At 56.7% G+C, this 22,067-nt stretch carries 17 protein-coding genes; 8 read left to right on the forward strand and 9 right to left on the reverse strand.

Translation table 11 applies throughout. The features are described from left to right. The first annotated feature begins 4 nt into the window (after positions 1–4). The 5 genes from IE099_RS07415 (at position 5) to IE099_RS07435 (ending at position 7,020) form a co-directional block, all read left to right on the forward strand. Complete coding sequence (locus tag IE099_RS07415; protein ID WP_189569063.1) at positions 5–391, forward strand: hypothetical protein; 387 nt, start codon at positions 5–7, stop codon at positions 389–391. Between the two features lie 10 nt (positions 392–401). Beyond that, positions 402–560, forward strand: a complete 159-nt coding sequence (locus IE099_RS07420; RefSeq protein WP_189569066.1) for a hypothetical protein — start codon at positions 402–404, stop codon at positions 558–560. 253 nt (positions 561–813) lie between these two features. Continuing rightward, positions 814–2,262 carry a hypothetical protein gene (locus tag IE099_RS20780; protein ID WP_229809434.1) on the forward strand — a complete coding sequence of 483 codons (1,449 nt, stop codon included), beginning with the start codon at positions 814–816 and terminating at the stop codon, positions 2,260–2,262. 961 nt (positions 2,263–3,223) lie between these two features. After that, positions 3,224–4,624: a sulfatase-like hydrolase/transferase gene (locus IE099_RS07430; RefSeq protein WP_189569389.1), complete on the forward strand. Its 1,401-nt coding sequence runs from the start codon at positions 3,224–3,226 to the stop codon at positions 4,622–4,624. Positions 4,625–4,908: 284 nt separating this feature from the next. After that, positions 4,909–7,020: a hypothetical protein gene (locus IE099_RS07435; RefSeq protein WP_189569069.1), complete on the forward strand. Its 2,112-nt coding sequence runs from the start codon at positions 4,909–4,911 to the stop codon at positions 7,018–7,020. A gap of 541 nt (positions 7,021–7,561) precedes the next feature. On the opposite strand, the gene IE099_RS07440 is transcribed toward IE099_RS07435, so the two are convergent. The 5 genes from IE099_RS07440 to IE099_RS07460 all read right to left on the reverse strand — a co-directional run bounded on the left by IE099_RS07440 (position 7,562) and on the right by IE099_RS07460 (position 12,552). Further along, positions 7,562–9,313 (reverse strand): ATP-binding protein, encoded by a 1,752-nt coding sequence (locus IE099_RS07440; RefSeq protein ID WP_189569072.1) that lies wholly within the window; start codon positions 9,311–9,313, stop codon positions 7,562–7,564. Next, positions 9,310–10,347, reverse strand: a complete 1,038-nt coding sequence (locus IE099_RS07445) for an SIR2 family protein (protein ID WP_189569075.1) — start codon at positions 10,345–10,347, stop codon at positions 9,310–9,312. The genes IE099_RS07440 and IE099_RS07445 overlap by 4 nt, the downstream gene beginning before the upstream one ends. 67 nt (positions 10,348–10,414) lie before the next feature. After that, positions 10,415–10,891, reverse strand: a complete 477-nt coding sequence (gene rhuM, locus IE099_RS07450; protein ID WP_189569078.1) for a RhuM family protein — start codon at positions 10,889–10,891, stop codon at positions 10,415–10,417. A 259-nt stretch (positions 10,892–11,150) separates the two neighbouring features. Further along, positions 11,151–11,768, reverse strand: coding sequence for a vWA domain-containing protein (locus IE099_RS07455; RefSeq protein ID WP_189569081.1), 618 nt, complete (start codon positions 11,766–11,768; stop codon positions 11,151–11,153). A 118-nt stretch (positions 11,769–11,886) separates the two neighbouring features. Continuing rightward, the gene (locus tag IE099_RS07460; RefSeq protein ID WP_189569084.1) at positions 11,887–12,552 is read right to left on the reverse strand and encodes a vWA domain-containing protein; all 666 of its coding nucleotides are present in this window, start codon (positions 12,550–12,552) and stop codon (positions 11,887–11,889) included. 141 nt (positions 12,553–12,693) lie between these two features. Here IE099_RS07460 and IE099_RS07465 point away from each other — a divergent pair, with 141 nt between their 5' ends. Together IE099_RS07465 and IE099_RS07470 are read left to right on the forward strand one after the other, a co-directional pair. After that, positions 12,694–13,536 carry a BrxR family helix-turn-helix transcriptional regulator gene (locus IE099_RS07465; RefSeq protein ID WP_189569087.1) on the forward strand — a complete coding sequence of 281 codons (843 nt, stop codon included), beginning with the start codon at positions 12,694–12,696 and terminating at the stop codon, positions 13,534–13,536. A 163-nt stretch (positions 13,537–13,699) separates the two neighbouring features. Beyond that, on the forward strand, positions 13,700–14,284 hold the full coding sequence (locus IE099_RS07470) for a hypothetical protein (RefSeq protein ID WP_189569090.1): 585 nt from the start codon (positions 13,700–13,702) through the stop codon (positions 14,282–14,284). A 407-nt stretch (positions 14,285–14,691) separates the two neighbouring features. Here IE099_RS07470 and IE099_RS07475 read toward each other — a convergent pair whose 3' ends face one another. The 4 genes from IE099_RS07475 to IE099_RS07490 all read right to left on the reverse strand — a co-directional run bounded on the left by IE099_RS07475 (position 14,692) and on the right by IE099_RS07490 (position 21,242). Continuing rightward, positions 14,692–16,119, reverse strand: a complete 1,428-nt coding sequence (locus IE099_RS07475) for a DUF1501 domain-containing protein (protein ID WP_189569093.1) — start codon at positions 16,117–16,119, stop codon at positions 14,692–14,694. 143 nt (positions 16,120–16,262) lie between these two features. Next, on the reverse strand, positions 16,263–19,109 hold the full coding sequence (locus IE099_RS07480; protein WP_189569096.1) for a PSD1 and planctomycete cytochrome C domain-containing protein: 2,847 nt from the start codon (positions 19,107–19,109) through the stop codon (positions 16,263–16,265). Positions 19,110–19,116: 7 nt separating this feature from the next. After that, entirely contained in the window at positions 19,117–20,706 is a 1,590-nt protein-coding gene (locus IE099_RS07485) for a LamG-like jellyroll fold domain-containing protein (RefSeq protein WP_189569099.1), read from the reverse strand. Next, a complete protein-coding gene (locus tag IE099_RS07490; protein ID WP_189569102.1) occupies positions 20,703–21,242 on the reverse strand; it encodes a sigma-70 family RNA polymerase sigma factor in 540 nt (179 codons plus the stop codon). The genes IE099_RS07485 and IE099_RS07490 overlap by 4 nt, the downstream gene beginning before the upstream one ends. 227 nt (positions 21,243–21,469) lie before the next feature. Between IE099_RS07490 and IE099_RS07495 the strand changes: the two genes are divergently transcribed. Further along, the gene (locus tag IE099_RS07495; protein ID WP_189569105.1) at positions 21,470–22,015 is read left to right on the forward strand and encodes a hypothetical protein; all 546 of its coding nucleotides are present in this window, start codon (positions 21,470–21,472) and stop codon (positions 22,013–22,015) included. Positions 22,016–22,067 lie beyond the last annotated feature (52 nt).

The raw sequence follows: 22,067 nt of genomic DNA on the forward strand, positions 1-22,067 counted from the left end.
GAAGATGGTGAGTGTCTTGGAACGAGTGACGATCGGCTTTCGCTGCCCGATGGATTGGGACGCGATGGCGGGCGATGAGCGTGAGCGGTTTTGTAGCAAATGTCAGAAGACCGTTACCGACTTGTCGCAAATGTCGCGCGAGGAAGCCGAGGCTTTTGTCGAAGAGGCCGGAGCTCTCGGGCAGGCTTGTGTACGATTGCGCCGTGATGCCGAAGACAGATTGGTGACGCAGGGTTGCGGCTCGAAGGCCGTGAATGAGCGACAGATTCGGAAGGTTGTTCTCGGGGCGGCGGCAGCAGGTAGTTTAGGTCTGGCTGCTTGTTCGGGAAGTAGTGGTCAGGACGATCCTCCTTTGGTGGGCATGATATGTCTCCCGGAAGAGGGCAAATAGATTTCTTCAAATGAAAAGCACAACAATAGTAGTAGCATTAGCCGCGGCAGCGTTTGTCGCGGGGGTTTTGGTGAGTTGTTCTCCGGTTAGTGAACAGCCAAGTGGGGTCTACCCAGGCTCCGTGCCGCCAGTGACTCCCACTGGGAGCTACATCAGCGGAACCAAGTAGTTCGATCGATTGCCATGCGGCATGTGTGTGAAAAGGGGAGTGGTTCGCCACTCCCCTTTTTCGTGAAAAGAGGGCCCTCACCGGCGCATGGATATTTCTGTCCATGGGCAGAGCCCCGGGGTGTCAGAGGTTTTGGGAGGGACGGATTTGGTGCGGACGGACCGTGCCAGGGACAGGAATGTCCCTGCTCCATGGCTTTTTTTACAAAGATATCTCTCTGGGCAGCGTTTCATCTCTACTCGAATCGATACCCATGCGCCTGACTCTCATTTTTTTCACCATCACCACACTTTTGCTCCCTGGAGCACTTAACAACGACTGGCGCCGTTTGGCGGCCGGTGATGGCCGGGGCGTCAATGCCCGCGCGGTGGCTCTGTTAGGCGAAGGGCGTGTCTTGTTAGAAAACGAAGCCGGCGAACAGTTCGAGACTCCTCTGGAGGTTCTTTCCAGCGAAGACCGGAGCTGGTTTCTCGAGTGGGAAGCCGATTGGAAAAAGCGCGCCGCGGTTGGCAAAAAGCTCAATGCCGTCATCGGTCAACCCGTCTTCCTCGATTCCTGGCGCTTGTGGGACGAAAAGGCCGAGGTCGTCGCCAAACGTCTTGCCTGGCGGCCGGAATCGAAAACGCCCTTTTCCAGCAGCTTCCGCCGCTACACCGGGTCCGACTACCGCTTTCTCGGCGCGCGGCCCTATTCCGTCGCCGCCTACGGGGATGATCGTGGGCTTCTCGCCCGCATGTCCCTCGTTTTTGCTAACAAGGGCGACTCTTTTTCCGCTGCAGGTATGGCCGAGGACCACTTCAAGGAAGGGGAGAGCGACACCACCATGAAGAAGTTCGCCCAGATGCTGAAGCACGACGTCGCCGCCGTGACTGATTCACTCACCAGCGTGTTGGGGGAAGGAGAGGTGCAGTACTTTGGCGAAGGCAACGACCGGCGGCGGGTTGTGCGATGGGACTGGAACGGGCACGCCTTCATTCTCTCCGAAGAGGATGAGGAATATGTCGGGCTCCTCATCGTCTCTATTGAGGAAGCTGAGAACCGGGGCCGCACCGACCGCATTCCTGATTCCGAAATCAAAGAGCGTCTCGCGAACAACGTGGTGCACGAAAAGAATGGCGACGTTCACATCAAGAACATCCCCATGGTCAATCAGGGGCCCAAGGGCTACTGCGTCCCCGCCACTTTCGAGCGTGCGATGCGCTATCAGGGCGTCCCCGCCGACATGTATCTCCTTGCGGTGGCTGGCGGAACCGCCCCCGGTGGTGGCACCAATACCCAGCGCCTCTTTGAAGAAGTGGAGTCCATCGTGCGCCGCAAAGGGCGTCGTCCAGACGACGTGAAGATCAACCCCCTGCGCATGCGCACCGTGCAGCGTTACATCGACGAGGGCGTGCCCATCATGTGGCAGATGTGCAGCTTGTCCGAATACAACGCCATAGCAAACCGGCGCACCCAAGCACGCAAAAGCGTGACAGACTGGGCGGCCTACGCGGCTCAAATCGCGGAAGAAGCGGAGGCCAATGCCAAGACGATGGAAAACGTCAAAGCCAACTTTCACGTGTGCATGATCATCGGCTACAACGAGGCGACGCAGGAGCTAGCGGTGAGTGATTCCTGGGGAGCCCGCTACGAGATTCGCTGGATTCACATCGACGAAGCCGCAGCCGTGGGCAACGGAAAAGGCTTCGCCATCAAGCGCTAGAAAGCTGAAGGCTCCCCGGACCGCGAGTGCCCCCACTCGCCCCACCGAATCGTCTCTGTAACTCATCACTCGACTAACGAATTGTTCTAGTGCCAACCGGTAGGGCTGTTTTGCCAAAACAGCCGCGAATGTTCGGGGAAGGTCCCCGGGTTCTCGCGCCTCGTCCACTCACCGATTCTTCGACCACCTCAGACCACTCGCGGTCCTTTTGTCAAAAGGACGCTACCGATGTGCATCGATGGTGCGGGGAGGTCTTTGGTCGTTTGGATATCTTCTCTCCTTGCCTCGTGGTGGCCATCTGGTCGAGCAAGCAAGCTTTGCTCTTCCCGTGAAGGACAAAGAACGAACCCATCCACCCCAGAGCGGCAGCAAGCGGCACGCACTCCAAAAGGCCTCCACCGGTAGGGCTGTTTTGACAAAACAGCCGCGAATGTTCGGGGAAGGTCCCCGGGTTCTCGCGCTTCGTCCGCTCACCGATCCTACGAGCAACTCAGACCACTCGCGGTCCTTTTGTCAAAAGGACCCTACCGATGCGCATCGATGGTGCGGGGAGGTCTTTGGTCGTTTGGATATCTTCTCTCCTTGATTCGTGGTGGCCATCTGGTCGAGCAAGCAAGCTTTGCTCTTCCCAGGAGAGTCAAAGAACGAACCCATCCACCCCAGAGCGGCAGCAAGCGGCACGCACTCCAGAAGGCCCCCACCGTTCCCGAACGACCTCTCACTACTTCTCAAACGCTCGAATTCTCCAAGGAGTTGTCCTTTCTCCTCAAAGACAGCCAGCGGGTGAAAGAGCGTTGCCGGGCTATGGGTAACCGCGAAAGCTCGCGCGCGCGACCGAATGTCTTGCGCCCACGACTTCACCATCATGAAAAGTCCGCTCCACTCCTCCTCCTCCTCCCATCGCCCTCTTGGTTCTCTCGCCGCTCTTCTGTTCTGCGGTGCGGCCTTGCTCGGTCAAGCCATGGGCAAGCAGCCCAACATCCTTTTCGTCATGACCGACGACCAGGGCTACGGCGATATTCGAGCCCACGGGCACCCTTTCATCCAGACTCCCAATCTCGACAAGCTCTACGCCCAGAGCTCCCGCTTCACCGACTACCACGTTAGCCCCACCTGCGCACCCACGCGTTCCGCGCTCATGTCGGGTAAGAATCCCTTCGAGGTCGGCGTCACCCACACCATCGTGGAACGCGAGCGCATGGCCCTTGGTGTTCCCACCGTCGCGGAAATTCTCAAGAAGGCCGGCTACGCCACCGGAATCTTTGGCAAATGGCACCTCGGGGAGGAGGACGCCTATCAGCCCGGCAGCCGGGGCTTTGACGAGGTCTTCATCCATGGGGCAGGGGGCATTGGGCAGAGATTCGCCGGCTCGCAGGGAGATGTCCCGGGCAACAATTACTTCAATCCCACCATCCGTCACAACGGCACATTCGTGAAGACCGAGGGCTACTGCGCGGACGTCTTCACCCAGCAGACCCTTGGCTGGATTCGCGAGCAGAAGGAGAAGGGCGACCAACCCTTCTTCGCCTACCTCGCCTACAACACCCCGCACACCCCGCTGGTCGTCGACAAGAAGTATTCCGATCCCTATCTCGACAAGGTCGACAATCCCGACCGCGCCATCTTCTTCGGCATGATCACCAACATGGACGAAAACATGGGTCTCATCTTGGAAAAATTGGATGAGTGGGACCTTAGCAAGGACACCCTCCTCGTCTTCACCACCGACAACGGCAGCTCCAAGGGCACGCCCATCTTCAATGCCGGGATGCGCGGGGCGAAAGGCTCCCTCAGCGAGGGCGGCTCCCGTGTTCCGCTCTACTTCCGTCTCCCCGGTCTCACCGAGCCGGGCGAAGATCTGGATCAACTCGCGCGCCACATCGATATCTTTCCCACCCTTGCCGACCTCGCCGGGGCGGACATCTCCGGGCTCGGGTTGGAAGGCCGCAGTCTGATTCCTCTCCTCAAAGACCCCGCAACCGAGTGGCCCGACCGTCAGCTCTATTTCCATGGAGGCCGCTGGCCCAAGGAAGGCGCGAGAGGCAAGTTTGGCGCAGGTGACAAGAACATCGACAATTACAAACACAAGACCTTCGCCGTCCGCACCGAGAAGTGGCGCCTCGTCGGCCCCGACCACCTGTTCGATATCGTCCAGGATCAGGGTGAGAAGAACAATGTCGCCGAGCAGCATCCGGAAGTGGTTGCTGAGCTTATGAAAGGTTATGATGCGTTTTGGGACAGGGCCCGTCCCCTCCTGGTCAACGAGAACGCCCCCCTCGACGTCCCCAAGCCCTTCAGCGAAAGCTACCGCAAACAAAAAGAATCCACCGGAATCCCGGCTTGGAAAGCCCCCGAGCTCTAGTTCCTCGCGGAAAATTCTCCGGTCTGTGCGCGCCCTCGCGCGTGCCAGCCAATTTGGTGTTCATCGCCTGGTGAACCTTGGATTTCTCGTGGCAAAGAAAGTGGCTGGAAGTTTGCTTTCTAAGAAAGATGTAGCCTTTTGGAGATAGGCAAAATGCACTCTCGCAGGCGGGCGGAGAGATAGTTTCTTATTTTTTTCAAAACCACTTCAATTGTTGGTCTGCCTGGACATCACCTCTCTGTACGTGGCCGTTTAAGTGCGCCCGTGTGCAAAAATTCAAATCCATGAAAGACAAATTTAGAGTGATGAAGTGGCCGCTCGCCACCATGTTTTCCTTTGCCTTCGCAGGTCTGGGCTCCAGCCAATTGATTGTTGAAGATTTTGAGTCCTTCGCAGACGGCAGCACTGTGCCGAATCAGACCTTCACCGCGGAAACCGACCAGATGAACCTCATGGTCGCGACTGCCGGGAGCGGAGTGAATGGTTCCCAAGGCGTTGTCCTTGATACCGTGACCGCGAATGGCAACTACCGCATGGCAGATGCCGACGGCGGTGTAGTGGGAACCTTCTATCAGGTGAAGTCGAAGTTCCAGCTGACGGTTAACGACCTGGTTCCCGAGGCGGCCAACCATACGATTGTGTCCGTCGGTTTGTCGACTCAACCAGAGTGGTGGAATGGTGCCAATATCAACCTCTCCCTAACCCGCCGGGATGGTGGCAAGCGCTTTGGCTTGACTGGGATTGGTAAAGACGCGTTGGAGCCGCAGTCTTGGCAGATAACAGGTTGGGAAGCCAATAGCGGCATCGGCCTGCCCAATGAACTTCCGCTAGCGGGGGAGACCGCTACCAGTGATTGGTTCGAACTTGTCTTGACCCTCGAAAGCAAGGGAACGCAGGACGCGGAGGGACGCGAACTGTGGGATATGAAGGGGCAAGTTCTCAACTCCGGCGGAGTCGTTGTTTTCGAGCACGTTGTCGTAGATCGTGTCTTGACCACCAATCAGGGCAACCCGCTTTCTGTCACCGAGAATCTGGTCGTACCCGGGGTGACAACGCTTTATCCTGTTGTCTCAGTGCCTTGGGTGGATCCTGATGGCGGAGCTGGTCCGATTTCTGGCAATGGCTACAAGACCCTGCCTGGCGGCGGAGTGACCGGGTTTGTCTTCGATGATGTCATCGCAGGTGGAGTGAGCAGCGACGACGGCGATGCCGACGGCGACGGCTATCCAAACAATATTGAGCTGACCTATGGCAGCGATCCTTTGAATGCCCAAAGCGATCCCGAGACGATCTTCTCCCTCGGCTTCACTGCTGGCGAAGGCTACGTCGATACCGTTGTCGATGACAACGGGACTCCCGAGGAACCCGCGGATGACATCATAACCGGAACTCTGAGCGGTCAGAATGGCTGGTTGGGCCAGGGCTTGACCGTGGTCGATACCGACGGCGCAGGCCAGATTTGTGCTGATGGCGGATACCTGCGCGCCCACTATGGAGAAGGTCTCCGGGGTGGTACCGGTGGAGTGGCTGTGACTGACGGTGACTTCGAGACCGGTCGTTCCATCGAGCTGGTTGTCGACTACTCCTTCACCATTGACGATATCCCATCGAACATCAATCTGGCGGTTTTAGGCTTCCGCCCCGATTCCATCGGCAACGTACCTCCTGCGCAAGGCTTCTCAATGAAGTATGGCGCCTTCGCGGCCGACTCCATTGGAGGTTCCCTCAGGCTTTTCCCCGACCTCAAGGACGAGGGTCGGATGGAGAACGATGTCAATGTCGAGAACGATTATGCATTCTTCATCGATGGTCATGATGTCGGGGTCGACCCTCTGAACGTCTTGGGCAACGGCGTGGACACGGAATCGGATCCTTTGCGCATCACCTATGTGATCTTGGCGGAGGACGAGACCCCCGAAGACGGTCTCTGGGACGGTCTCTTCACTTTGCAGGAATTCACGGTGGAGAATCTCGCCTCAGGTGAGACCTTCACTTTTGATACCGTTGCCAATCCCCGCAGCTTCTTGTGGATGGAGGAAAATGCTTTCTTCCCATATCAGGATGCCTTCTTTGCGTTGCAGTTTGGCCGGAACAACAAAGGAGCTCAAGATTGCCTCGATCAAGTGACGGTGAAGAATCTTCTTCAAGATGGGATTCTTCCCGAGCCGACCGGCGATTTGGAGATTACGGATTCCGGTTTCGTTGATGCCGACACCTTCTTCATCGAGTTCGCCCCCGGTGGTGCTGGCTACAAGGTGACCACAGCGCCCGGGCTTGATTTCGCTAACAACAAGTCGGATGTAACGACGACTTTGGCTCCTGCGGGCGCGGGCGACAATCGCTTCGAGTTCGATGTAACCGAGACCTCCGGCTACTTCCGCGTCGAGGCTGAGTAAGGAAAAGCTCTCTTTCGCAAGCAATCCAATAAACCGTCCGGACGAAAGTTCGGGCGGTTTTTTTATTGGAATGAAAAGCGATGCGGGAGGCCAACCGCAAGCCAGCCCCAAGCCCCAAAGGCCAAAGGCCAAAGCCCCCACCGGAGCGCGGGTCTTCAGCCCGCCCCGCAGTTCCGGCCCACCAATCCGGCCGAAACAAGCGACCTCCGGCGTGACAGGCCGGCGTTCTCTATCAAAGCTTGCCCGGTATCGTATTCTCTCACTTTCAAGACTTCTATTTTGATTTCCACAGGGCGAACTCACTCGGGCGGAGCCGATAGCGAGCAATGTTTCCCTGTCTGCGTCTAGAATCTCAGCGGTAACATTCCGGCCAACTCAATCCGTCGCCTTGGTTTTGCGATATAAAAATTTATTTTGTGTCGTGCTTAGCAGCTTTAGCGACAAATAAAGTGGGGTGATGTCGTCAAAACTTTGGAGGCGACATTAATTTGGATGGGGACGGCTGTTTCGATTCATTAAAAAGAAACAAAAAGTTTCAGAATTATGACTGCACTGATTGGCGACGCCAGTTGGCCACGGCTGAAGAGATTGAATCTTTTCCTTCTTCTTTTGCCCATTCTTCCCAAAACGCCACTGTAGCGCTGTCTGGCTTATTCTCAGGTTCGGCGATGCGAATGCGGGTTGGGAGCAAAGTTGCATCCCCCACAACAAGTGCCTCTCCTGTATCCAGAATCGGGAGGAGATCGCCAAAGCCACCTAAGCTGTCAGGAAGTAGACGGCGGACTACGTTTTGGTCGTCGCCATTGGTCAACCTCATGGCTATGAGGTTATTACACTGACTCATAACCGTTCTGTTCACTTCCGATGGACGTTGGCTAATGACAACGAGGCCCAAGCCATATTTCCGTCCTTCCTTGGCAATTCGTTCGAAAATCTGGACCGAAACTTCCCCTGAACTATCCGTGCTTGTTCTCTCGGGAATGTAGAGGTGGGCCTCGTCACAAAAGAGCGCGATTGGGTGGCGATCTTTGTTTGCTGTCCACTGCTGTACGGAGAACGCGAGTTTCGCCACGAGACTGACGATCAATGGCAAAATGTCGGAAGGCACCTCGGAAAAGTTGACGACCTTTACACCGCCGCATTCATCGGATTGGTCCTTGCTGCCAGCAATGAGGGCGGAAGACAATTTTTCTAACCAGTTGAACTCGAGAGTCTGGTCGCCTCCTTGAAACAAAAATCCTAACCGACGGTCGGTTTGTTTGTTTTTGAGCCGTTGAATCAGTCGACCTAATTTACCCTTGAACTCACCGGCTTTCGTTGTTCCTGGTCGTGCTCCCTCGACGTCCTGAGTATCTAGTTCTTCTAGCTTTTCCAAGACTGCAGCTAGGTCGAACGGAATTGGACTGTCGATCGTGAAGTTGTCGATCAAGGTTTCTTCATCCTTCGCGCTTAAGTAAGCTTGCTTTGCTGCAATAACAGCCCGGCTGATAACCATGGCTTGGTTGGGCGCATTGTTGTCACTCCGATCAATGAACATTGACACCATCGCATCGTAGCTGAGAAGCCAGTAGGGAAGATGGATCACTCCGTCTTTGAGACTTCGATTCGCATCCAAGTCGGAAGGACCAGCAATCTTGAAGTGGCGGAAGCCACCACCTTGTAGAGGACCGTATTCGCCGTGCAGATCGAAGATGATGGCGTTCGCATTCGGTAGCTTGCTGACCTGTTCAAGAACTTTGGCTGTCGTCCACGATTTTCCAGATCCCGTGCCGCCAACGATCACGGCATGGCGTTGAAAGAACTTGTTGCCGTTCAGAAACGCTTCGGCGGTCTCATCGAGAGTATAGGTGCCTAGAGAAAGCCTTTGTGCAGTATTTTCTCCGATGCTGGCGATGATTTCCATGAACCGAGTCAAGACCTCACCTTCGAGAGCAAAACACTTAGCATCGATTTCTGGAACAGTTTCGAGAGTCCGCACAAAGACGTTGGTGTCTGTGCTCCGTCTGTCGAGGTGGGTACCAATGAGCGCGATCCGCACAAGATTCAACTCAGTAGGTGGCGGAGAATCTTCATCATCGGCAGGTTTTTCTCCTTCGATCGAAGTTCTACTAATTTTCTGGATGATTCCGATGAGGTGCTGGCCCGGCTTGCTACTTCGTAGAACTGCCAATCGATTAACTTGGAGTTTACGAAGGTTCTCGGGTGTCGGAACGTGAACAATCACTGTTGCTGTATCAACTGAGCGCACCGTTCCGAGGGCGTCTGTGTCTTGGTATGAAAAAATAGTGCTCATGACTGGATAAGAGTTAAAAATGTTTCGAGTTGCCAGAATTCTCCTTCTGATACTATTTCCCCTTCGGGAAACTCAGGGCAAAAAATTCGGCAGCCTTCTGGGGCTGCCACAACTGCGAGATACTCCTGACAGAATTCGTCTTGAAAAAAAGATTGTGCAGCCGGAGTTAGTCCATGGGTGATAAGGACCAATGGAACTTTTTTGCTGCGACAACGTTCCTTCAGCTTCGTCTGAATGTGCTCATCGTTGAATCCGAATCCGGAGCAGAAAAATCCGCCTGCGTTGGAAAAAGCACGATCCGATGCCGCTTTGATCGAGAGAAACGGTTCGTCATAAACCCTGCGATACTTTTGCAATCCTGGAGTCACGATGGCTGGGGTCCAACCATCTGGGCAGGGATACGAAATTGGTAGTGCTTGAATAATCCCATGTTGATCCTTGAACCAATCAAAGGAGCCATGAACTTTCCAAATGTTCACTTTTGACTGATCGATTCCAGCAATACGGACAATTTGTCGTTTGTCACCCAAGGGCTTGCGCAAGTGAGCATAGGAGAAACCTGTCTCATGATAGAACCCCCCGAGGTCAGCCGCATATTCAGCCATTCGGTCGTAGTTGGGGGTCACGACATCAATCTCCCGATTTGTGCTCCTGAGAAGGTGCTGAAAAAGTTGGGTCAGCGGGTAGGGAGAGCGCTGGATAAGTAATTTCCGCAGTGCCTCAAGATCGAAGGGGTGAAGGAAATCCCACGTCGCTCTCACAACCCGATCATCCACCCCTTCGGGAAGGTTGACCTGTTGGAGGGCGGACTCCAAATCTGTATTCTCAAGAGTATTCCTGAATTTTTGCCAGAGGCCAGCCTCTGATTCATCGAGAGCAGGGGGAACTGCTAGGGAGAGCAGATGTTCCCGCAACTCGCCCATACCTGGGATTCCGGCTGCTATGGAAGCTCCACTGCCAAGAACAATCACAGGTGTCGCTGCGATGCAGGCTTGTGCGCGATTATTAAGAATTTCGAATGCGGTTTTTGGCATGTTATAGTGAGTCTAATCTTTTGTATAGGTATGTTTTCAAAGCTCTTTTTAGTCTGTTTCAAATACCTTAATTTCGGCAGGGGGTGTGCTGGGTGGCTGCGTAGAGGAGTTTGTTCTGTGCCTCGTCGGAGAAAATCGAGGTTCCCTCTTCCCGAGTCTGGTAGACTCTGTTAAGAGCGGAGAGGTTGTGCACTTTTTGGTAGAAGCGTTTTTCTGAAGGTCGGATCTCGCGAATCCGCTCTGGGAGTTCGTCAAAGTATTTCCAGTCGCCGGAGTTCTTGAGGCGCTCGTCGTCCATGAGGAAGCCTTTGACGAGGTGTTCCTTGATATGGCTGCTGGCCCATTTGCGGAACTGCAGGCCGTGCGGGAAGCGACCGCGGTAGCTGATGGCGCAAATGAAGTCGAGGTTGAAGAGCTGAATCAAGCGCTGGATCTCACGATTTCCCTCGGCTTTAACTGTCAAGAATTCCTCGGAAGCTGCCTCGACGCGCAAGTCGAGGCGGGTGCGACCATCGTCGGTAGTGTTGAGAACGACTTCGCTCACCGAAGCCTTCTTTCCTGTTCGGCTGAGTCGCGGCGAGAGCCGCCCGTCTGGTCATGGCAATTCAAATCAGAAGTGTTCCCGCTTCCATTCCCAATAGTGTTGTTTTTGAGTGAAATTTTGTTCGCCTTTTTAGCCGTCATTTTCTTGGTAGCGGGCATGAAAGAAACTTTGTAGGCCAAGTTAGGCAATCATCTAACAGTTTGGCGAGGAGAAAGAAGAGTGGATCCTGTCCGACTGCCATAGATTCAGTTACGTGGTTTTAGCTCTGATTCCGATCGAAGTGGTGGGGGAATGGGCGGGGAGGAAAGTGTCGTTCGGGTGAGATGGAATTGCGGCGGCGAGATTGAGTTGGGCGTGGTTCTCCCAGAGTGAGGGCGGAGTCGTGGTCGATGCCGAGGCGGTTGGCGGTGAGGAGGGAGGTTCGGTCGGGGGCGAGGAGGAGGAAGTCCCAGTTTCGTTGCGTGCGCTGGTGATAGACTTTTTGCTGGATGGCGGGGAGGGTGATGCGGCGGGAGGCGGTGTCCTCGCCGGTGGAACAGAGGGCGATGAGGACGTGGGCGGGTTGCTCTTTCCCGGACAGGCTGCTGAGTTTGCGCTCGAGGGAGTTGATGGTGAGATTGAGGGTGTCGTGAAGAGCGCATCGACCGTGGGGGCGGTAGTGCCGGAGGGCGAGCGGGGGTGTTTGGCCGGTGGGGACGCGGTTGAGGTGGAGTCGGGCTTGCTCGTTGAAGAGGACGAGGCTGACCCGGGTGGGGTCGGCGCTTTCCCGCTGTTCGCGGAGAAAACGGTTGAAGCCAAGAAGGGCGCGCGCGGTGTGGGGGCGCATGGCTTGGGAGCAGTCGAGGAGGTAGACGATTTCGGTGAGCTTGGGGTTCATGTTGATGAGTGCGGGTTGTTTTTCTTGCTTGGTAGCGATGGGATCTGTTCGGATTATCTGGGTGCTTTGTGACGGTTTTTTGACGGGGTCGTGGGGCGAGCGAAATACTCGCGGTCCCTTAGGATTCGTTGTCTTCCTCGGCTTGGTAGCGTTGGCTGAGGGTGACTTCCTTTTCGTGCACGGATTCGCCCTCTTGGAGTTTTCGACGGGAGTAAAGAATGGCGTCGGAGAGAACTTTGTTAGAGCGTTCCTGACCGCTGGCGGAGGCGTGGTAGGTGACGGCGGAATCGGCACCAATGCCCATACTGGCGGCGGTGGCGATGGCGTCTTGATTGGCCCCGAGGAAGAGGAATTCCCAGCCATACTTCTCGCGTTGATGGCGGATTTTTTGCTCGATGTCTCCGAGGGTAAATTGGCGGGAGGCGTTTTCCATTCCGTCGGTGAAGATGGCGATGACGACGTGTCCGGGGCGGTCTTCCTCGGGAAGTTTGGCCAGGCGGCGGCCGATGGCGTCGATGGTGATGCCAATGGAATCGAGGAGGGCAGTGCTGCCACGGGGAATGTAGGTGCGGGTGTCCAAGGGCGGCACGTTGTCGATGGGGACGCGGTTTTGGGGGACGAGGTGTTCGTCATCGAAGAGCACGAGGCTGAGGGTGGCGTGTCCGGGGGCTTCGCGTTGGTCGGCGAGGAATTGGTTGAAACCGGAGATGGCGGATTCAACCAGTGGTTGCATGGACCCGGAGCGGTCGAGGATGTAGGCGATTTCGGTGAGGTTCTTGTTCATGGTTCAGACGGTGGTTTGTTCGTCGATAATAGGAATTATACTGGCGTTAAATTCAAACGAGTCGTAAAAAACGACGAACAAGGAATGACATGGGTTTGGGTTGTATGACAAGAAAAAAAGACGAATGTATCTAAAAAGACGATGGGTAACGAAACCAACCTCGAGAACTGGGCGGCACGCGAACGATTGCGTTGGGTGGAGGTGACGCTGTGGTGGCGGGGCTGGGTCGGGCGCAGTGATCTACGGGCGCTCTTTGGGATTTCTGCGGCGCAGGCATCCAGTGATTTGCAGCGATATGCCGAGTTGAATCCTTCTGCGATGTCCTATCAGACCAGTCGCAAGCGTTACGAAAGCGGGCCACGGATGAGGTGTGTTTTGCATGAACCGCAGTTGGGAGAGGGCTTGGGGTTCTTGGAGGAAGATTGGGATGGGGGCACGCCGGGAGTGTTTGGAAACGCGAAGAGTGAGGGTCATCCGACGGTGGAGCGGGTGGCGACCCTGGAGTTGCCGCGCCGGCGGGCGAAGCCAGCGATTGCGCGTCGCATGGTGTTGGCCGCCATTGAGGGGCGTGAGGTGAAGGTGAATTATTATTCCGTCGCCAGTGGCACCGCTCGCAAGCGGAGTCTGGTGCCACGGGGATTCGGTTGGGATGGCCATCGTTGGCATACCCGGGCGTGGTGTTGCGAGAACGAGGAGTGGCGGGATTTTGTGCTGGGGCGAATCGAGTCGGTGGAGTGGCCCGGGGAGGTGCGGGAGGAGTTGCCGAAGGACGAGGCGTGGTGTCGGATTGAGGTGATTCAGTTGGTGATCAATCCGAAGTTGAAGAAGGAATCGCGTGAGGCCTTGCGATTGGATTATGGTTTGACGGGGGAGGTGTTGGAGTTGCGGGTGCGCGCGGCGATGAAGCCGTACTTGCTGGCGGGATTGTTTTTAGATGAGGAGAGCGGGAGGAATTTGCCGCGGCATTTTGTGCTAGGGGAGTGAATTGTGAATTGTGAGTGGTGAGTGGTGAGTGGTGAGTGGTGCCTCCTGACAACCGACAACCGACAACTACTCCCCCCCCCATTACAACGAAGGGGGTCTGTTGTAATAGGCGATCGGGTGGCGGTGGTGTTTCTTTGGACCATCCGAAAGGAGGACAACAAACATGAACAATAAATTGAATCGATTGCTGGTCCCGTTTCTAACTACGGGAAGTCTAGTAGGTGCGAATGCGCAAGAGGCTACTCCCGAGAATACGGGAGTGGATGTGGGGAATCTGGTGGTGACCGAGTATGGAGAAATCTCGAGCCGGCTCAATGAGCTGGCGGAGACTCCGGAAGGTCGCGAGACCGCGGCCTCCATGCTGGAGTGGATCGATAAGGTGGAGATGTTCCACCTGCCGTGGGTCAACTGGGTGTTGGTGGCGGCGGGGGTGGCGCTCTTTGGCAGTCACCTCGGGCAGTTGCTGCTAGGCAAGCTGTGGGTCGGGATTCGTGGGGGAGGCTGGAGCATTACGGAGACCCTGAACGATGCCCTCGTGGCGGGCTTTGCCCTACTGGCTCTCCCGGTCGTGATGACGATTCCGATTGGCGCGGATTCCTTCGTGGACCGACCGTTGGCAGTGATTTCGTCCGTCGCGGTGGGGGCGGTGATGGCTCTGATTCTTTACTTCCACGGCGTGAGACAGGAGCGTCTCGCGGCCAAGGGAAAAAGTGAGCACAAGGCCAAGGCGGTAACCGCCAGTGCCTAGTGGTGAACAACTCAACAACGCGCAGGAGGGGCAGGGGTGTCCCTCCTTTTTATCACGAAGAAGAGCGGCGAGTCTTCAGCTCGTCCCTGGTTTTGCCTGTGGGAAACGTCGGGGATTTTTTCCTGACGTTAGGTTTTTTGGGACGGGCTGACGACTCGTGGATGTTTTTCGAGGGAACTCGATACCTTGATCTGGCTTAGCCCGTTCTCCGCCTGACCTTACCGAAATCTATTTTCGAGAGTATCCGAAATCTAGGGAACTGCGTTCCAATTCAGAGTGAGAACGGGATGAAATGTTCCAATAACGGCGTTGCTTCTCAGTCACTGGTCTCGACCAGCTCCTTCGGCGCGCCTTGTTCTTGAAAGATTTCCTCTCCGTGATTTCGGCAATCTCATGTGGAAAACAGTCTAGGCGATGAGCTCTTGGATCACCTTTCCTCCAAACTGGCTGAGCTGTTTGTAGCGGCCGGCGTGGAAGTAGGTGAGCTTGTTATCATCGAGCCCGAGCAGGTGGAGGAGGGTGCAGTGGAAGTCGCGGATGGGGTGCTTGACGTCGACGGCCTCAGCTCCGATTTCGTCAGTGGCGCCCACAATGCTCCCGGCCTTCACGCCTCCGCCGGCCATGAGCATGGTCATGGCGTTGGCGTTGTGGCCGCGGCCAATGGAGTAGACTCCGCCGCGCTTGTTATTGTCTGGAGTGCGGCCGAATTCACCGGTCCAAATGACGAGGGTGTCTTCCAACATCCCGCGTTGTTTGAGGTCCTTGATAAGGGCGGCCATGGGGCGGTCCACGCTTCTGATGCGGGCGCGGTGTCCACGCTCGAGGTAGTCGTGGCTGTCCCAACCACCGGAGAAAATTTGAACGAAGCGGGTGCCTTTTTCGACGAGGCGGCGGGCCATGAGACACTGGCGGCCGAAGTCGGCGGTGTCGGTGTCGTTGAGGCCATACATCTCTTTCATATACTCGGGCTCATCGTCGATGGCGACCACTTCGGGGACCTCCATCTGCATGCGGTAGGCCAGCTCGTAGGATTCAATGCGGGCGGCGAGGTCGGCGTGCTCGGGATGGTGGCTGGCGTGCTCTTGATTGAGGTAGCCCAGGGCATCCAAAGCCGCGCGCTGGTGGGCGCGCGACTTATATCCTTGCGATTGGAGGTCAAGAATAGGGGAGCCGGTGGGGCGGAGAGCGGTGCCTTGATGATAGGCGGGCAGGAAGCCGTTGGACCAGTTTCGCGAGCCACCCTGGGGAAGGGCGTTCTCGGTCATGACGACGTATCCGGGGAGGTTCTGGTTGCTACTACCCAAGCCGTAGGTGGCCCAGGCCCCGAGTGCGGGGTCGGCACCGAGACGGCTGCCGGTATTCATGTGGAAGAGGGCTTCGGGGTGGTTGAGGGACTCGGCCTGACAACCGCGATAGTTGCAAAGCTCGTCCACAATCTCGGGGTCGCGCAAGTATTGGAACTCGTCGCACATCTCGATGCCAGACTGGCCGACTTTGGAAAAGGTGAAAGGGCTGCCGACGAAGAACTTGAAGCCTGTCTCCAGCCCGGCCGCCAACTTGGATTCGCTCTTGTGAAGCTGATTCAGCTTGGGCTTGGGGTCGAAGGTGTCCATGTGGCCGGGACCGCCTTCCATGAAGAGCATGATGACGTTCTTGGCTTTGGCAGGATTGAGGGGGGCCTGGGGGGCCAAAGGATTTTGGAGAATCGAAGGGGCAGCCTCTTTGGCCAACATATTGGTCATCGCAACGGAGCCAAGGCTGGCACCGAGTCCATAGAGAAACTCGCGACGCGAGGAAGCGCTGGAAATGGGGCGGGAGCAAATTTGATGAATCATAGGGAGTTGGGGTTGTTGATATGTTTTTCGACGCAGAGTCTCAGAGACTCGGAGTGCGCGCAGAGGACGGGGTTGTGTTTCTTTAAAGTTGTTCTGATTTTTTTTGTGCTTTGGTCGTGGAGCCGGGTTCACGAGTTGCCCTGTTAGTAGAGGTGGACGAACTCGTTGCAGTTGAAGAGAACGAGACAGAAGTCGGCGAGCGCCCGGGTGGCCGGGGGGACCTCGGCGGCCTGGGTGTCGGGCTGATAATTCTCGAAGACGGGCAGGATTTCCTCGTATTGGAATGGCTGGCCCGAGAATTCCTCAATGAGGGTGCGGGTGATCTTGGTGGGATACTCGCGTTTGGTCGGATGGGAATCCTGATGATAGTTCTCCATCTCGGCGATGTAGTCCTTCATCTTAGCTGCTTCGTCTGCCTTGGGTTCGCGTCCCAGAGCGAGCTGGAATGCGCGGGTGATTTGCTCGTCGCGGGTGGCGGCTTCTTTTTCCAAGCGAAGGGCGAAGGCGATGGAGCGGTCGGTGACCAAGTCGCTATTCATGAGGGTAAAGGCTTGGGGAGAGACCGAAGCCGCATCCCGCACGGCGCAGGAATCGTTGGGGTTGGGCTGGTTGAAGGTCTCGAGGAATGGATCCGCCATTCCGCGCACACGGTAGCCGTAGACGCTGCGACGATTACGCTCCTCGGGAGTCGGGGAGGGCTGGTAGGCGGGGGCGAGGGAGAACTGAATCATGCGCGGCTGGAGAGCCACTTCCATGTTGATCTCGGGGCGAGCCGGGAGGCCGCCTTGAGCGAGGTTGAGCTCGCCAGTGATCTGCAACATGCCATCGCGAATCTCCTCCGCAGTGAGCCGGCGGACGGGGAAGTAGGCGAAGAGGTCGTTGTTGGGATCCCCGTTCACCAGTTTGTCGAAGTCGGGGTGTTGGGCCGACTGACGGTAGGTGTCGGAGGTCATGATGAGGCGGTGGAGGCGCTTGAAGGTCCATCCATTTTCCACGAAGTCGGCGGCCATCCAGTCCAGGAGTTCCGGGTGGGTGGGCTTGGCGCCCTTGACCCCGAAGTTGTTTGGAGTTCCGGCGATGGGTTTGCCGAAGTGGTATTGCCAGATGCGGTTGACGATGGAACGGGCGGTGAGGGCGTTGTCGGGGTGGGCAATCCACTCGGCCAAGGCACGGCGACGACCGAACTGGTCCTCGGGTAACTTGTAGGGATCGGACTCCGAGGCAGTGGGAGAAGGCAGGCCGAGGGCGCTGAGCACGCCGGGGGTCACGGGCACGCCGGGGGCCTCGATGGATCCTCCCGAGAGGATGGTGCTGTTTGGAACCCAATCGGCGTTGCCCTTGGTGTTCATGCGCAGCTTCCGGGCATTGGCCCACTTGGAGTCAGGTCCGTTGTAGACGGATTGCACCATGGGCTGGTAGCGCTCGAGGCGGCGGGTCCAGATCCAGACATCCTGTTCGCGAACCTTCAAACGGCCTTGCTCGATGTGATCGAGACCGACCATGCGAGGGGGCTTTTCTTCATCGGGGAGGTCCTTGCGTTCTTCAAGAGTGACGTAGGGCTTGCCTCGCTCGGCATACCACGCTTTAGCTGCATCCTCTTGTTTGTTAAAGAGTTCGTCTTTCTTCTCGGTGGCGTAGGAGAGCAATTCCTCCACCAATTCCTTGCCTTCCTCGAATCCAGCGCGTTCTTCGACCTCCAGGAAAGGAGCCTGACGTTCAGCCAATTGGGTAGTAGCGAAGCTGGCGTAGAAACGATAGTAGTCGCGGGCGGGAAGGGGATCGAACTTGTGATCGTGGCACTTGAAGCAGCGCATGGTGGTGGACAGAAAAGTCTGGCCCACCGAGTTGATGACATCGTCGAGATACATCTGGCGTGCCTCTTCGACCTTGACCATGGCGGGGTCCCAAGGGCCCATGCGCAGGAAGCCGCTGGCGATTAGAAGCTCAGCTTCCTTCTCGCTATAGTGTCCCTCCTCGCGGGCAGTCTGATACTGATCCCAGTCTGGGGTGCGCTTGCGTAGGGAAGTGTCTGCCAGTTCATCGCCGGCAATTTGCTCCATGATGAATTGATCGTAGGGCTTGTCCTCATTGAGAGAGCGGATGACGTAGTCGCGATAGCGCCAGGCATTGGAGCGCTCGTAGTCGTTCGACATTCCGCCAGTGTCGGCGTAGCGAGCGATGTCGAGCCAGTGCTGGGCCCAGCGTTCTCCGTATTGGGGGCTGTCGAGTAGTTGGTCGATGAGGTCGGTCCAGGCTTTTTCTTCATCCGCAGCATAGGCTGTTAGGAAGGACTCGGTGGCCTCGGGGGTGGGGGGGAGTCCGGTGAGGTCGAAGTAGGCACGGCGCAGGAGAGTGCGTGCATCGGCTTGAGGGGCTTTGGCTACACCGGCTTCCTCCATCTTGGCTGAGATGAAAGAGTCTACAGGGTGGGCGGACTGCGCCACGGGTTCGACGGAACGGTCGAGAGGGCGGAAAGCCCAGACGTCTTCGGCCTGATAACGTCGATAGGTCCAAGTGTCGGCAAGTCCGCCGGAGGTTTTGATGAGAACCCCTTCGTCGGTCACCTCGCGCTCGCGCTCGGCGAGGTAGATTTTCTCTTGGACAGATTCTTCCGGCCAAGTCGCACCGCTATTGATCCACTGCTCCAGGTCAGCGATTTGTTTTTCATCCAAGCGGTCGTTCTCCTTGGGAGGCATCTCATAGTCCTCGTCGTCCCAACGGACGGTGGTCATGAGAAAGCTAGCCTCGGCATCGCCGGGGACCAGGACGTTGGTGAAGTTGTCTCCGCCATGGAGAAGCTTTTCGAGGGAGGTCATGTCGAGACCGCCTTTAAGCTTTTGGTTGGGGTCACCATGGCAGCCGAAGCACTTCTCGGTCAGTAGAGGCAGGACCTTGAGAGTGAAGTGGCGATCTTCGTCGGAGAATTCCGCCAGGGCTTGAGAGCTGAGGGCGAAGCCGGTGAGAAGGGTGAGGGGGATCCTTGAGTTCATGGGTGATTTAGGGTTTTCCTGTCTGATAGAGAGTATTGATTTCTTCCGCGCTGAGGGCGGTGGAGAAGAGGGCGAATTCGTCGATGGCGCCATTGAGGTTGCGCACTGCAAAGTCGGGGTCTTGGCTGTAGGGTTCGCTCCAGTTGCCGATCGATGCGGCTCCGATGCTGACCTCTGGCACGACCATGGAGGCTGAGAGTTTGTCTTGGCTCACCTGTTTGCCGTTCACGTAGTGGGTGGTGGTGCGGTTGGCGCTATCGTAGACGGTGGCAACTTGCATCCATTGTCCGCTCTGGGCCGGGGTCCAGATGGGGGGGGAGTAGGCAATGTGTTTATCACCGTGTTTGTTCGGAGGGTTGTGGGCTTTGACTGAAAAGAACAGTCGCCCATCGTGCATGATTTGCCAGTGGGGCTCATGGAGTTCGTGTCCGTCTGTTAGGAAAAGCGAGTTGTAGTGACGGTCGAGGCTGTCGATGCGCAACCAGCAATAGAGGGTCAGGGCGGGGTGCTTGCCCGGCACATTCAGGCGAACCCGGCTACCGGTGGGGCTGAAGTCGAGGGCCCGCTCGCTCTCGCCCCAACGGTTGGTGGCGCGGGAGGCGCGCACGATAGTCCCGTCGTTCCCTTTGGCTGAACGGTCGCTGAGATGACGGTTGCCGCGTTGTGCGGGTTCGATGGTGAAGTAGGCGAGAAGGCGGGAATCCTGTTGGAGTTCCTTGCTGGCCTCTTGCCAGGAGCGCTTGCGGAGCTCGAGGTTTTCCTCAAAATCGGTCGCCTTTTCGAAGAGATTGATATTGGCAGGGAACTGGGAGCGTTGGCCTTGCACGGTCCATCGCAAGGAGTCGCCATCGAGGAGGTTTTCCTTGGGAGCGGTCTTGGGATGCCACTCGATCTCTCCTTCGAGAACCTGAAGGTCGTTGTGCTCTGCGGTGACGTTCATGGCAAATTGGGTGCCGAGATCCACGACTTCCCCCGAGGCGGTTTGCACCTTGAAGCCGTGGGCGGGTTCGGGGACCTGGGCTTGCAATTTCCCGCTTTGCATCGTCATTTCCATCGCGGAGTGGAGCTCGAACTCGGCTTCTCCTTCGATGATGATTTGCACTCCGCTAAAGAGTTCCAACTTGGCGAGTCCGGATTCCAACTTGAGCGGTCCCGCCGGGATGAGCGCTCCCCGTTCCAGAGTGAGATTGTCCCAAACGGCACCGGAAGACTCGGCGAGAACTCCGAATCCGGTCGCGACTGGCTCCTCTCCTATGCTCTGGGAGGCAGTAGCAGGGAGGTTCTTTTTCTTACTATCTTCGATGATGAAGCCAAGGGTGATCGAAGCTGCAGCAGCGAAAGCCCCAGCCCAAAGCCACATACCTGAACGGTTCCCCCAGTCGGGGCTCACAATATTGGTGGGCTCTTCCGTGGGAGAGTTTTCTGCCAATTCCTGGCTGTGAATGGTCAGGCTGTCCTGGAGGAGGAGGCGGCTGTAGTAAAGTTTACGCGCCTCGACATCAACGTGGAGCTGAGCTTCCAAGCGGAGAAAGTCAGCTTCGGAGCAATCGCCATCGAGCGCATCGTCGATGAGTTGGATCAATTCATCTTTTTTCATAGCTCAGCGGGGGATGGGTTGAGTTTCTTTTCGATACAAGTTTGCAATTTGTTGCGAACCCGATGGAGGGTGACCTTGATGCCATTTTTGCTGCGGCCGACTTTATTTGCATAGTCGGCGAGAGTTCCTTCCTCGTAGTATCGGTTGAGGATGAGCTCGCGTTCGTTTTTCTTGAGGCCCTCCAGACAACCGCGCAGGGCGAGCTGGCGTTCCTCGAGGTCGTAGCTCAGTTCGGCGACTTCTTCCGCGAATACGTCTTCCAGTTCTTCACTGAAGACCAAGCGGGCGTCACGAGCCTGCTTCTTTCGAAAGTTGAGAACTTCGTAGCGCGCAATGGCGAAAGCCCAGGCCTTGAAGTTGGTTCCCAGTTGGAAGTCAGCGTGTTTTTGCCAAATCTTGGCATTGGCTTGCTGGGCCACATCGGAGGCCTGGCTGTTTCCTGGCATCAATGAGGCCACAAAAAGCCTGAGCGCGCTTTGATGCTCAGTGAGCAAAGCGACGAATTGGGCATCGTGTTCTGGGGTGGGGCCTTCCATAGAGATTGTGGACAGTTAGAAATGTCCATTCCGCCCCTGAGGTTAACACGAAGTTGAAAATTTTTTCGTGCCGACGTTTTTTTGATCGGAGGCAGATGGGATGGGGTCGTGTGTGAGACCCCTCTAGAGGATGGATATGTCGAAATGGGGTAGAAAATTGAAAAGAAAGGGAATTTCACGCCCGAGGATTGACTATTTGGGCGCTTCGTTCGTCCTATAGAGCACTCATGATGAAACGTTGGTCTTTGATTTCGATGGCGGGAGCCTTGTTGGGGGCGGTTTCGTGTACCCCGGTAGGTGGTGCGTATGGAGGAGCCGGGGCCGGGTCGACTCCCGGGATGGCGACCGTGCGAAGCGGAAGCACTCCTGTGAGCTCGGTGGGATCCGGTCAGCGGGCGACAAGTGAGGAGCTCCGTGAATTGCGCGAGCAGCGGGCGGAACTGAGTGGCGGCAATGGGGGCACTTCCGGAGCCGGAATGTTTGGGGGAGGCGGTTCCGCAGGGGGCGCGACAGGAGAGCAGACGATGGCCCAGGCGGGGGCCGAGGCCCAGGATTTGCCGCCGCTTCCGCCGATGAATATTGATTATCGTTACGCGATGCCCGTGCCGAGCCGGAAGGGCTGGGTCTTTAATCCCTACACGAATCGCCCGGTCGATGTGCGGGGCGTGGAATCGGGGCGACTCATTTATGATGAAAGGGATCCCGCGAATCGGAATCCTGATGGCACGTTATTGCCCGTGGACCAAATGCCACATAAGTTTCGCGTGCCGTAGGGCGGTATCGACCGGAGCGAGGACATTTCCGTCCCTGCTCCGGTGGAGGCTT

Source organism: Roseibacillus persicicus (assembly GCF_014651675.1).
Taxonomy (GTDB): domain Bacteria; phylum Verrucomicrobiota; class Verrucomicrobiia; order Verrucomicrobiales; family Akkermansiaceae; genus Roseibacillus; species Roseibacillus persicicus.